General features: G+C 43.5%; 6 protein-coding genes. 5 read left to right on the forward strand and 1 reads right to left on the reverse strand.

Annotated elements, in window-relative coordinates:
• Complete coding sequence (tyrS, locus tag J4N22_RS05825; protein WP_207492760.1) at positions 1-1,287, reverse strand: tyrosine--tRNA ligase; 1,287 nt, start codon at positions 1,285-1,287, stop codon at positions 1-3.
• A gap of 247 nt (positions 1,288-1,534) precedes the next feature.
• Here tyrS and porU2 (J4N22_RS05830) point away from each other — a divergent pair, with 247 nt between their 5' ends.
• From porU2 (J4N22_RS05830) to J4N22_RS05850, 5 genes are all read left to right on the forward strand, one after another.
• A complete protein-coding gene (gene porU2, locus J4N22_RS05830) occupies positions 1,535-6,421 on the forward strand; it encodes a putative type IX secretion system sortase PorU2 (protein WP_207492761.1) in 4,887 nt (1,628 codons plus the stop codon).
• Positions 6,422-6,532: 111 nt separating this feature from the next.
• Complete coding sequence (locus tag J4N22_RS05835) at positions 6,533-7,636, forward strand: putative type IX sorting system protein PorV2 (protein ID WP_207492762.1); 1,104 nt, start codon at positions 6,533-6,535, stop codon at positions 7,634-7,636.
• A gap of 32 nt (positions 7,637-7,668) precedes the next feature.
• Complete coding sequence (gene porU2 / locus J4N22_RS05840; RefSeq protein WP_207492763.1) at positions 7,669-12,777, forward strand: putative type IX secretion system sortase PorU2; 5,109 nt, start codon at positions 7,669-7,671, stop codon at positions 12,775-12,777.
• Between the two features lie 71 nt (positions 12,778-12,848).
• Complete coding sequence (locus J4N22_RS05845; RefSeq protein WP_207492764.1) at positions 12,849-13,226, forward strand: RDD family protein; 378 nt, start codon at positions 12,849-12,851, stop codon at positions 13,224-13,226.
• A gap of 44 nt (positions 13,227-13,270) precedes the next feature.
• The gene (locus J4N22_RS05850; RefSeq protein WP_207492765.1) at positions 13,271-13,807 is read left to right on the forward strand and encodes a hypothetical protein; all 537 of its coding nucleotides are present in this window, start codon (positions 13,271-13,273) and stop codon (positions 13,805-13,807) included.
• Positions 13,808-13,918 lie beyond the last annotated feature (111 nt).

Raw genomic sequence — 13,918 nt, forward strand, 5'->3', positions numbered from 1 at the left:
CTACACCAGCTTCACCAGGTAATAATTCGTTTTTCCCTTTTGTACAAACAGGTACTTTTCGTTTATAAAGTTGCTTGCATCTACTTTGGTAGCTATATCCGTTACTTTCTGTTTGTTGAAACTTACGCCACCGCCTTGCACCATTTTGCGGGCTTCACCTTTACTTGGAAATATGGTTGAGTCTGCAAGGAAACTTACTACGTCAGGATTGGTAGCAGCAAGCTCAGCTTGGTTTACTTCCACAGCGGGAACACCTTGAAGGGCAGCATCCAGTTCTGCCGGCGAAAGTGTGGCCACAATATTCATCGTGTCTTTACTGAACAAGAGTTCTGTGGCACGAATAGCATTATCCAGTTTTTCTTTTCCATGAACAAATGCGGTTACCTCTGCTGCCAGTCTTTTTTGCAGTTGACGCTGGTGTTCGTTTCCAGAATGAGCTTCCAGCAGTTCGTTTACTTCAGCTTGCGACATAAAGGTGAAGATCTTTATGTAACGTGTAGCATCAGCATCCGATGTGTTTAACCAGAACTGGTAGAACTCGTATGGAGATGATAGATTTTCGTCAAGCCAAATATTGCCATTTTCGCTTTTGCCAAATTTGCTTCCATCGGCTTTTGTTATCAAAGGACAAGTAAACGCAAATGCTTCGCCGCCGCCTTTTCTCCTGATGAGTTCGGTGCCGGTAACAATATTTCCCCACTGGTCGCTGCCACCCATTTGCAGCTTGCAGTTCTTGTTGTTATATAAATAGTGAAAATCGTAGCCTTGAATTAATTGATAAGTGAATTCGGTAAAGCTCATTCCGCTTTCTGACTCCAGGCGCTTTTTCACGCTGTCCTTGCTCATCATATAGTTTACCGTGATGTGGCGGCCAGCTTGGCGGATGAAGTCTAAGAAACTGATCCCTTTGAACCAGTCGTAGTTGTTGGCCATTTCGGCAGCATTCGGTTTAGCCGGATCAAAATCAAGGAACTGCTCCAGTTGCTTGCGCACACCTTCTACATTTCTTTGCAACACTTCCTCGCTCAGCACCTTGCGCTCTTCACTTTTACCTGTAGGATCGCCAACCATACCGGTAGCACCACCAACCAAAGCCACAGGTTTGTGGCCAGCCTTCTGCAAATGAACCAACAATAGAATAGGAACCAGGCTCCCAATATGCAGGCTTTCGGCTGTAGGGTCAAAACCCACATAGCCTGTTGTCATTTCTTTCAGTAATTGTTCTTCAGTGCCTGGCATTATATCCTGTATCATGCCTCTCCAGCTAAGTTCCTCTATCAAGTTCATGGTTCTGTATTGTGCGGCAAATGTAAAGCGATTGATTTAATCAGCCTTACCTGCACCCCAGTAGTGCAGGAAGATTAAAAGATGAGCAAAATTTCCTCGTATGCTATAAAATCTCCTTAACGCAGCCTGTTGGTCAAATTACTCGTGATATGTTTGTTCTTGACTTACAGTGACCGTTATAAGTGCCAGAGCGATAAAATAAAAATTGGCTTCATACGTTGTAACACCTGTTTCCAAACTCATTTCTATGAACCAAAGGCTACTTATTGTTTTAACGCTTGTACTGTTTTCACAATATTTATTCAGCCAATCGTATAACAACGAGTGGATCGATTACAATAAAACTTACTACAAGTTCAAGGTTTTTGGTTTTGGAACCGATGCTGCAGGTGCTCCTATTCCTAAAGGAATGGTGCGGATTTCACATTCTTCTTTGCAGTCTGCAGGCCTGGCTGGTGTCGCCGGTGCACACTTTCAACTTTGGCGCGATGGGCAAGAAGTGCCTGTTTATGTTTCAAATACCGGCATCTTTAGTAGTTCAGATTATATTGAGTTCTGGGGTGAAATAAACAATGGTAAGCTGGATGCGCAATTGTATGGCCAGCCCGATTTCCAGCTTTCTGACAAGTGGAGTTTACAAACAGATACAGCTTCTTATTTCCTTACCGTCAATACTACCGCTGCTAATAAGCGGCTGACGCCAACTGCAAATAATGTGGCTAATACCTCGCTTACACCCACAACTTATTTTATGCATACGGTTGGGCGATATTTCCGTGCAGGTGATATTCAAAGTGGTTTCTATGCCAGTTCCGGTACCAACTTATTTTCTTCTACATACGACAAAGGAGAAGGCTGGCTGAGCCGGGTGATTCGTCCTGTTGCCTGCGGTAGCAGTACCACCTTAGGACAAGGATTTCCTGATCTCTACCCGTTTCTTTCTGGTCCGTCATCAATGGTGATGCGAATAAATGCAGTGGGCGGCGCCCAGAACAGCAGGGTAGTGAGGGTGCTGCTGAATGGCCAGGAAGTAAACCTCTTCCAGATGGACTACATTAACTACGAAAAGGTAGAAGAGTTGGTGCCGGTAAGCACAATAAGTTCTGGTAGTGCCAGCTTCTCCATTATTAACCAAAGCCCCAGCCCTTGCGATGAGATGCGCGTTGCAAAGATCGAGTTGACATATCCCCGCCAGTTCAATTTTGGGGGTAGTTCTGTTTTTGAATTTTCTGTTCCGGCGTCATCATCAGGTAGGTTACTTAAAATAGCAAATTTTAACCATGGTGGCGTGGCTCCTGTGCTTTACGACCAGGCAAACGGCAAGCGATACGTGACCGATATTTCTGATCCTAATATTGTACAAGTAGTACTGGCACCGGCTACAGTGGCGTACCAACTGGTACTTACTACACAGGCTGGAAATTATTTCAAAGAGATCAGCAGCTTCCAACAACGTTCTTTTATCAATTATGCACAGCCGGCAAACCAGGGTGATTACCTGATCGTAAGCAACCCGCTGATCTATGGCTCCGGTTCTGAAAATTACGTAGAGCAATACCGCCAGTATCGTTCATCCACTACCGGTGGAGGCTACAATGCTAAGGTGATAGATATTGAGCAGCTGGTAGACCAATTTGCTTATGGCGTGAAAAAGCACCCGCTGTCTATCAAAAACTTCCTGCGTTTTGCCCGAGCCAATTTTGCTGCTGCGCCAAAACATGTTTTCTTGATTGGTAAAGGCGTTTCTTATAATCACTACCGCCAGTACGAGAACAATGCTATGATAGAGCGGCTGAACCTGGTGCCTACATGGGGTTTTCCTGCTTCAGATAATTTGCTGGCGTCAAGTGATATGAAGGCTGTGCCTGCTACACCAATTGGTCGTTTGTCTGCGGTGTCGCCACAGGAAGTAGGTGATTACCTGGAAAAGGTAAAACAGTACGAAGCTGCCCAGGCCGTAGGAAACCAAACGCTACAGGATAAGCATTGGATGAAAAATATTTTGCAGATCGCTGGTGCCAATGATATTACCTTAGGAAGCCAGATAGATGGTTATCTGAATGGATATAAAGCTACCATTTCGGATACTTCGTTTGGGGGCAATGTTACCAACTTCAGTAAAACAGCTGATCCTGCTAATTATACCAATGCCATTATTTCGTTTAAAGAAAAATTTGAAAAAGGTGCTTCTTTGATCACCTATTTCGGCCACTCGTCTTCTTCAAATCTTGATTTTAACCTGGACAACCCGGAGAGTTATAATAACTCTGGAAAATATCCTGTGTTCATAGCCAACGGATGTAGTGCAGGTAATCACTTTGCATTTGAAACAAGTCGTTTTACTACCAAGACAACTATTTCAGAAAAATTTGTATTAGCACCTTCTAAAGGAGCGATAGGATATTTGGCCAGTACACACTTCGGTGTGGTAAACTACCTGGATCTTTTTTCAAAACATTTCTATAAGTCAATTGCCCAAACGAGTTATGCAAAAACAGCGGGTGAAATAATAAAGGAAGCAATAGGCAATGCGCTTACTGTTACTGGTCCTATGGATTATTATGCACGTGTTCATGCTGAAACGTATGCGTGGCATGGCGACCCGGCTGTAAAATTCAATTCTTTCAAACAGCCTGATTATGTGATAGAGGCGCCGCAGATATCTACTTCGCCTGCATTTCATTCAGTAGCCGATACCAGTCTTTTTGTAAAAGTGAGAGTGTTCAATATAGGTAAGGCTACTAACGACTCTGTTAGCTTCAAACTTACCCGTACGTGGCCTGGTGGAAATACTAAAACCATTGCAACAAAGAAATTCGCAAAACTGCATTATGCAGATTCCATTACTGTGGAAGTGCCTGTAGTAGGTAATATAGATGCTGGTGTAAATGTTTTCACAGCTACTATCAATGATGGGAATACTGTTGCAGAACTTTCAACCGCGAACAATTCGGCAGCGAAATCGATCACCATTTCAGCCAATGAGATCCGCCCCATTTATCCGTACAATTATTCTATTATCAACCAACCAAACGCAAAGCTGGTAGCTTCTACGGCCAATCCTTTAGAGGGTGTAAGGAATTATGTGATGGAGATAGATACTACGGCGCTATTCAATTCACCTGCTAAAGTATCTGCTACAAAAGCATCGGCTGGTGGTGTGGTAGAATTTGATCCGGGTTTCAGTTATGAGAACGACAGGACCTACTATTGGCGTGTTTCGCCTGCAGGCCTAACCACTCCTGAATGGAGGCAGTTTTCTTTTGTATACAAAACCGGATTGGAAGGTGCGCAACAAGGACACCTGTACCAGTTGCTCCAGTCGAAGCACAAGAATATTTCATTAGACAGCGCTTCAAGAAAATATGGTTACCAGAGCCAGAACCACAACTTATTTATTTCAAATGCCATGTATCCTACCAGTGGCACAGAGGATATGCACTTCAGTATTTCTGTAGATGGAGTGGCTTCTATACGAAGTGCATGCATCGGTAGCTCTATAATAGTGAACGTATTTGACTCGCTTACTTTCAGGCCTTGGCGCAATACCACCAATCCGTTTGGTGCAGCACCCGTTTGTAATCCTGGACGCGAATACAATTTTGAATATTCGTACCGCACTGCTGCCAGCCGCAAAAACGCCATGGACTTCCTGAACTCTATACCTTCTGGCGCTTTTGTAACAGTAAGATTGATTAACGATGCGCCGTATAATATTTATGCATCGCACTGGCAGGCAGATACCAGCCTGTATGGCAGCGGCAATTCGCTGTACCATATGCTAAAGAGCCAGGGCTTTGCTGAAATAGATTCATTCTATTTTCCACGCACATGGGCTTTTGTTTACCAAAAGAACAACCCGGCCTTTGAACCTGTTTACGAATTCAGCGAAGGGCAGTACGATAAGCTGGTGCTTTCTAAAGATGCAACCAGTCCACACGTAAGTGGTGTTATAGAGTCCCCAAGGTTTGGCCCTGCCACCAGTTGGAACAAAGTACAATGGGCGGGTACAATGGAAGAAGCTGGTAATGATTATCCTGCTGTGCAGGTAGTAGGCACTACACCTGCAGGACAGGAAGTGGTGCTTCATACGCTTAATGTAAATCAGCAGGATTTTGATATTTCTGGCATTAGTGCAGCGGCTTATCCTTTTATAAAGCTGCGAATGGAAAATGCTGATACCGTTACCGCTACGCCTTACCAGCTAAGCATGTGGCGTGTGTTGTATACGCCTGTTCGTGAAGGTGCCATTGCTCCAAACCTGTATTACCATATTCCTGATACCGTTGGTTTTGGTACGGCTACTGCCTTTACTTTACCTCTGCAGGTAGGTTTCAAAAATGTTTCTAATAAAGCATTCGACAGCGTGGCTGTGAAGATTGTGCTGACTGATACGCTCAACAATACTTTTGACTACCAGATAAGTAAGTTGAAGCCTCTGGCTCCGGGCGAACTGGGACAGGTAAATGTTTCATTGAACGTGCAAAACCTATCGGGCTGGTACAACGTATACATTGAAGCTAACCCGGGACTTCAGCAGTCTGAGCAGTTTGGGTTCAATAATTTCCTATATAAAAAAGTATATGTGAATACCGAAGCATTGCTGCCGGTAACGCTTTTGGCTTTTGATGCGCAACTGCAAGGGGCGGATGTAAAGACCAGCTGGTCAGTAACTGCTGAAAATAAAGTAGCTCATTACATTGTTCAACATTCTTCTGACGGAACAACCTTTGCGCCAATAGGAAAAGTAAATGCAGTGAATGTTCTTAATGGCAACAGGAGTTACGAATTCGTTCATGCAAATGCTCCTGCAGGTAAAAACCTGTATCGCCTGCAAATGGTGGACAGCGATGGCAGCCACAAGTATTCAGCTACCAGGTTGGTAACTATTGGTAAGAATATACAGGTTAGCATGTATCCTAATCCTGTAAAAGACATTTTGAATATTTCTATCAATAACAATGGAAATTCATTAATTCAACTACGAATGGTGAATACCTACGGCCAAACTTTGTGGGTACATAAAGCAGCTGGTATCACTCGTTTAGATATGACCAGCTGGCCTGCAGGCATGTATATGCTAATAGTGGATGATGGAAAATCAATTCAATCTTTCAAAGTTCAAAAGCAATGATGGGTTATACAAAATCAATAGTAAGTGCTCCTTCACCGGGGCATTTTATTTTTTCAACTGGCGATAATTATACATATTTACCCATCTTTTCGGTTATCCCAAATAATATTCATGAAGTTTAAAGTACTGTCTGCATGTGTGCTGTTTCTGATAGCCTGTGGAAATGCGGATGCACAGTTTCGAAAATATTCTAACGAGTTTCTAAACATTGGAGCAGGAGCAAGAGGTTTAGCCATGGGCGGAGCGCAGGTGGCCAGCGTAGAGGATGGAACTGCCGGTTATTGGAATCCTGCGGGCCTTACCGGCATACGACAAGCGCCTTCTATCCAGGCTATGCATGCCGAATATTTTGCCGGTATAGGCAAATACGATTATGCGAGTATTGCCTTACCACTTCATGGTGATAAACGCGTGGTGGGATTGTCGGTTTTGCGATTTGCAGTAGATGATATCCCAAACACCTTATTTCTTGTAGAGCCCGATGGTTCAGTTAATTACAACAACATACGCACGTTCTCTTCTGCTGATTATGCATTCATTCTTTCGTATGCACAGCGTGTAAAGGATGAAGAAAACGAGAAACTAAGCTTTGGCGGAAACGTAAAGATCATTCACCGAAAGGTAGGAAGCTTTGCAAAAGCGTGGGGCTTTGGCCTGGATGCCGGCGTTCAATACCGCATCAATAAATGGAAGCTGGGCTTGGCAGCCCGCGATGTAAGTACCACCTTCAATGCGTGGTCCTTCAGCTTTTCGGAGCGTGAAAAAGAAGTGCTTTATCTGACAAACAATGATATCCCAGTAAAATCTACAGAGCTTACTGCACCCAGGCTGATACTTGGTGGTGCCCGCACATTCGATATCAATGAAAAATTTGCACTTACCGCTGAAGCAAATCTTGATGTAACTTTTGATGGCAGAAGGAATACAGTTGTAAGCAGTAATGCGGTGAACATTGATCCACGCGCAGGTATTGAAGCTTCGTACCAAAACAACATTTTCCTTCGTGCAGGTATCTCTAATTTTCAAAGAGCGCTGGCCGATCGCGATACACTTAATCAAAAGAAAGTTTGGATTTACCAGCCGAGTGTTGGTGCTGGTTTCAGGATAAAGAACGTGATGATTGATTATGCATTTACCAACCTGGCTAACCAGTCTAATCCATTATACACCCACATCTTTTCGTTAAGGGTAGACCTGACGAAAAAGAATGATTAACCCTTGACCGGTAGAAAACTGATTAAATACGTATGAAAAGAATTGCTGTTTTTGTTGTGCTGCTGCTTGTGAGTGCTGTCACTTTTGCTCAATCGTATTACAATGAGTGGATCGATTACTCAAAAACTTATTATCGCTTCAAGGTTGGGAGTAACGGTTTATACCGTATTCCTGGCACCCTACTAGGTTCTCTTGACCTTGCTGGCCATCCCGCTGAGCATTTCCAGCTTTGGCGCAATGGTAAGCAGGTTCCCATATTTACCAGTAGTGCTACAGGACCATTGGGCACAGGTGGCTTTATAGAATTTTGGGGTGAAATGAACGACGGCACCACCAATACCGACCTTTACCGCAACCCAAACTTTAACCTGAACGATAAGAAGAGCCTGCTAACAGATACTGCTGCTTATTTTCTAACGGTTAATCCTGCTGGTGGTGGAAATTCTCGTTTTGCTGCTACCGCCAATAATGTAACTGGCAATACACTTCCGGCGCAGCCATTTTTTATGCATACTGCCCGCCACGATTTTATGCAACAGATACATCGTGGTATGGCACTTCCTGCAGGCAGCGAGTATGTATACTCCAGTGCTTATGACCAGGGGGAAATGTGGAGCTCATGGGATACGCACCCTGCTAACCCGCTGTCTCATACTTTCGATAACTTGTTTTTGTCTAATGATGGGCCTGCTGCCAGCTTTAGAGCTGCGGTAGCTGGGTCTGCACCCAATAACAGGCAATATCGTTTTGAAATAAATAATGTAGCGGTTGTTGATAGTAGCCTCTCTACTTTTGGTGCAGGTATAAATCAACGCAATAACGTCACCCTTTCAGGCAACACTGCATCGGTACGACTTGTAAACTTATCTACCCAGCAGCACGACAGGATCGTGTGCAGTTTTATTGAGTTGAGATATCCCCGCCAATTCAACTTCAACAACCAGTCTTCTTTCACTTTTACAATGCCGGCAACTGCCAGTGGCCAATACCTGGAAATTCAGAATTTTAGGACCGATGGTGTAGCGCCTGTTTTGTACGACCTTACCAATAATCGCCGTTATGTAGCAGATGTTTCTACGCCTGGCGTGGTAAAGGTGGTGCTTCAACCTTCATCGGTAGCTGCTAACCTGGTGCTGGTATCTCAGCATCCCAACGAAATTGTCCAGGTTCAAAATTTACTTACCCGCACGTTTGTAGATTACCGTGTTGCCGCCAACCAGGGCGATTATCTAATCATCTCTCACCCGCTTTTACAGCAGTCTTTCCAGGGTGCAGACCAGGTAGAGGCTTACAGGGCTTATCGCAATTCTTCTGTTGGTGGAGGCTTCACTGCACGCATAGCCAATATCGATCAGCTTGTTGACCAGTTTGGTTATGGCATAAAGAAGAACCCGCTGAGCGTAAAGAACTTTTTACGTTTTGCCAGGGCCACATTTGCTGTTGCGCCTAAATATGCTTTCTTGATTGGTAAAGGCGTTTCTTACAACGAGTACCGTATGCACCAGGCGAGCCCACATGCAGATAGATTGAATATTGTTCCAACGTGGGGTTACCCGGCTTCAGATGTGATGCTTGGTTCAGACAATCTTGACCCCGTAATGCGTACAGGAATTGGACGTTTAAGCGTGGTTTCTCCAAAAGAAGTTGCGGATTATTTAGAAAAGATAAAGCAATACGAAGAGGCACAACGAAACCCTGCACAAACAATAGAGGCAAAAGCATGGATGAAGAATGTGGTACATGTGGAAGGTGGAAACGATCCTAACATCAGTAACCTGTTAGGTGCTTATTTGCGCAGCTACGAAAACATCATCAAGGATACTTTGTTTGGAGCCAACGTGGTTACTTTTAGTAAGACCACTACCGGCCCGGTAACTCCTATTGTGAACCAGCTGATGCAGCAAATGTTCTCATCTGGTATAAGCCTGCTCAACTATTTCGGCCACTCCTCAGCCACCGCCTTAGATTACAACCTTGAAGATCCATATTCGTACAACAACCAGGGTAAGTACCCAATGTTCATTGTTAATGGTTGTAATGCAGGTAATATGTTCTCGTTTGATACCGCACGTTTTGTAGTATTAAGCACACTTACTGAGCGTTTCACTTTGGCCAAAGAAAGAGGCGCTATTGGTTTTATTGCCAGCACTCACTTCGGTCTTACTTCTTACCTGGATTACTATAATCTTGGGTTTTACCGCCACCTGCGTGGTCCGGGTTATGGTAAATCTGTTTCAGAAAATATGGTAGCAGCTAACAATGGCTTGCTTACTTCTCCTTATGGTCCTAATGTAATGGGTGCACGTCTTCACGCTGAAGAGACCACTTTACATGGAGATCCTGCAATAAAAATAAATGCACACGAGAAACCAGATTTTGTAGTGGAAGAACCGCAGATACGTATTGTACCCAACATTGTATCTGTAGCTGATCTGAAGTTTGATGTAAAGGCACTTGTATACAATATTGGAAAAGCAACCGGCGATTCGGTTATGGTCCAGGTAAAACATCAATATCCGGATGGAACCAGTGCAGTATTGCTCCAAAGAAAGATCAGGTCTATACGCGTAGTAGATTCTTTGATGCTGCAAGTGGCAATTGATCCATTAAGAGACAGGGGTGAAAACAAGATCATTGTTACCGTAGACCTTGACAATGCTTACAATGAAATGAGCGAGACCAACAATTCTAATGCACGCACTTTTGTAATACAGGATAATGGCCTTCGCCCGGTTTACCCAGTGAATTTTGCTATAGTTAACCGTACAAACATAAAGCTGGCTGCTTCTACTACTAATCCTTTGGCGCCGTCGCAGCCGTATATGATGGAGATAGATACCACTGAGTTTTTCAACTCGCCACTAAAGGTTTCCCGTACAATAACATCTGCAGGTGGTTTAATAGAATTTGAACCAGGAATATCTTTTACCGACAGTACTGTGTACTACTGGAGAGTAGCAAGTGTACCTACTGCTGGTGTTGCAAACTGGACAACTTCATCTTTTACTTACGTTGGTGGTCCTAATATAGGTTATAATCAATCGCACTTATTCCAGCACCTGAAATCAACAAGCCAGAGAATGAGCATAGACTCAGCAAGCAGGCAATGGAAATATGGTAACAGCTTATCAAATATGGTAATCATAAATGCAGTACCTGGTATAAGTGGTTTCTACAACAACGATTACAGCATTTCGGTAAATGGTAACCTGAATATCATAAGTGCATGCGTTGGTCACTCAGTTATTTTCAATGTATTTGATCCTGTAAGCATGAAGCCTTACTACAACCAACCACAACCGGCAACTACACCTAACAATGTGTCGGGAACCTTCATGAACAGCGGGTTTAGGGGTAATGGCAATTGTGACAGGTTTGGACGCCAGTGGAATTTTGAATACTCCTTCAAGGACACAACATCAAGAAGGTGGATGCGTGATTTCATGGACTGGATCCCATCCGGGGCTGTGGTAACTGCGCGTATCATTTTAGATGGACCGTTAAATGAGAATCCTTATGTAGATGTTTGGAAAGCAGATCAGTCAATCTATGGAGTAGGCAACACTCTATATGATCGTTTGAAAGCGGCAGGCTTTGCTGAGCTAGATTCTTTCAACCGTCCACGCACATGGTCTTTTGTTTACAAAAAGAACGATGCTACTTTCCAACCTGTTTCAAGGCTTAGTGTAGCGCAGGAACTGATAACATTGAATGTAGATATTCCTACCAGGGATACATTGGGTTTTGTTACCTCCCCTGTATTTGGCCCTGCTCGTAGCTGGAAGCAAGTAAATTGGCGTGGAGCAAGTGCAGAAACTACTGCGGGTGATTCTATTGTTGTTTCAGTAATAGGAATACGCCCTTCTGGTGTGGCTGATACTTTGTTCAGGTTGAACTCGCAGCAGCAGAACTTTGATATATCATCTGTTTCGGCTACTCAATATCCTAACATGCGCCTGCATATGCGCAACCAGGATTCACGCCATCTCACTCCTTATCAACTGCGTTACTGGAGGCTTTTCTATGAACCTGTACCGGAAGGTGCACTGGCTGCAAACTTGGCGCCGGCTATGAAAGATAGTTTTGAAGTAGGTGAGAAGCTGAACTTTGCTATTGCTTTCAAAAATATAAGTGATGCTCCTTTTGCTGATAGCATCAGGCTGCGGATGATATTGTACGATAAAAACAATGTGGCGAATGTTATTCCTTATGCACGCCTAAAAAGGTTGCAGCCGGGGGATACTGCCATGATCAGGTACGAGATCAACACCTCGTTGTACGAAGGAAACAACACTGTTTACCTTGATGTTAACCCTGATTTTGAGCAACCTGAGCAGTACAGGTTCAACAACTTCCTGTACAAGAACTTCAGGGTGCAGCAAGATGTATTCAACCCGCTGCTCGATGTAACTTTTGATGGTGTGCGCATTTTGAATGGTGATATCGTTTCTGCTAAACCAAGCATTCTTGTCAAGTTGAAGGATGATTCTAAATTCCTGGCGTTGAACGATACGGCACTTGTTACTGTTTACCTGAAGTATCCGAACAACGGCCCGGTTAGAAGGTTTGCTTACAATACCGACACGTTGAAGTTTATACCGGCTGATCTTTCTGCAGGTAAAAATGAAGCAATGATAGAATTCAATCCATCATTGATTGAGGACAGTGGAAACGACTTCTACGAGTTGATCGTGAAAGGAAAAGATCGCGCAGGTAATCCAACCAGCAATCTTGATTACCAGGTACGTTTCCAGGTGATCAATAAGCCGATGATATCAAACATGTTCAACTATCCTAATCCATTCACTTCGTCTACGGCTTTTGTATTTACCCTTACCGGAAGCGAGGTGCCGCAGAACCTGCGTATCCAGATCATGACGGTTACAGGAAAAATAGTGAAGGAAATAACCAAGCACGAATTGGGGCCTCTGAACATAGGTAGAAATATTACTGAGTACAAGTGGGATGGTACTGACCAATATGGACAGCAACTGGCAAATGGTATTTACTTGTACCGGGTTATTACCAACCACAATGGTACATCGTTAGAGAAATACAATTCCATAGATGGTTCAGGCAATAGAGTAAATACTGATAAATTCTTCAATAACGGGTATGGTAAAATGTACCTGATGAGATAAGAAACATTTCTTACCTCTTTTTTCACCACCTTTGAGGGGCCGGGTTTCCGGCCTCTTTTTTTATGGATAATATGCGCAAAACCGGTGTTGGTACAAGGGTGTTGAATTTTGTTGTAGACACGCTGTTGATCTTTCTTCTAAGCTATTTGCTGTACAAGTGGTGGGTGTTTTACGTTCGGTATTGGGGCCAGCCGTACTTCCCGTTTTATATGTTCTTCTACGGAACCTTATTTATGTATTACTTTTTGTTTGAAAGTCTTTTTACCCGTACGCCCGGGAAATGGTTAACCATTACCAAAGTGGTTACAACCAAAGGAGAGCGCCCCAACATTCTACATATTCTTCTGCGCAGCCTGCTTCGCCTTACGATCATAGATCCATTTTTCATTGCCTTATGGGAAAAGCCACTGCATGATAAGCTGAGCAGGACTGAAGTCATAGAAGCATAGCCTTGGTGGCAATTGGACACCCTAAAATTTATAGCTAACTTTTTATGCGAAAAAATTCTTCATCAGGTAAACATTTGTATAGTCGCGGTTGGTTTGGGCTGATTCCCCTAATAGGAGGTATTGTTGGACTTGGACTGATTGCGTTAGGTGTTTTCAAGTACAAAGACAGGAAACTTATTATTATCGGTTCTGCAGCACTCCTTTTTACCGTCGTAGTCTATTCATCCATTATCTTTTACTTTGAATACAGTGAGGCTTTCCGAAAAGATTTTGCTGTTTTTTCAAAACCTGCAATGGATGAACTTATCAAAAGCATAGAGTTCTACAAAACACAGAATGGACAATATCCAGACAGTCTTCAAGAGTTAACGAAGGAAAGCAAATTGGTGCAGATACACGACCCCATATCGCAACGGGAGGATGGAGAGCGTCGTGGTCTTTTTTATTACCAGCGTGTAGACAATAGGTATTTTTTGTTTTCAGCGGGTGTTGACAAAAAACCATTTACTGAAGACGATATTTTCCCATCAGTAACATATTTCGACAGCACGAAGACTGGACTAATCAAGCCTCTATTTTAACTGTTGATCAACCATCCGCCATCGGCAATACTTTGAAGGCTGGCTGCTTAAGGTCTATAACAGAAAAAGGCCCCGCATATGCAGAGCCATTTCAAATTTTATAATGAAAGA

This window comes from Aridibaculum aurantiacum, from assembly GCF_017355875.1.
Classification (GTDB): Bacteria; Bacteroidota; Bacteroidia; order Chitinophagales; family Chitinophagaceae; genus Segetibacter; species Segetibacter aurantiacus.

Excerpts from the sequence above, each read along its gene's own strand:
- tyrS (WP_207492760.1), bottom strand. The coding sequence starts at position 1,287 with ATGAACTTGATAGAGGAACTTAGCTGGAGAGGCATGATACAGGATATA.
- J4N22_RS05845 (WP_207492764.1), top strand. The coding sequence starts at position 12,849 with ATGCGCAAAACCGGTGTTGGTACAAGGGTGTTGAATTTTGTTGTAGAC.
- J4N22_RS05850 (WP_207492765.1), top strand. The coding sequence starts at position 13,271 with ATGCGAAAAAATTCTTCATCAGGTAAACATTTGTATAGTCGCGGTTGG.
- J4N22_RS05835 (WP_207492762.1), top strand. The coding sequence starts at position 6,533 with ATGAAGTTTAAAGTACTGTCTGCATGTGTGCTGTTTCTGATAGCCTGT.
- porU2 (WP_207492761.1), top strand. The coding sequence starts at position 1,535 with ATGAACCAAAGGCTACTTATTGTTTTAACGCTTGTACTGTTTTCACAA.
- porU2 (WP_207492763.1), top strand. The coding sequence starts at position 7,669 with ATGAAAAGAATTGCTGTTTTTGTTGTGCTGCTGCTTGTGAGTGCTGTC.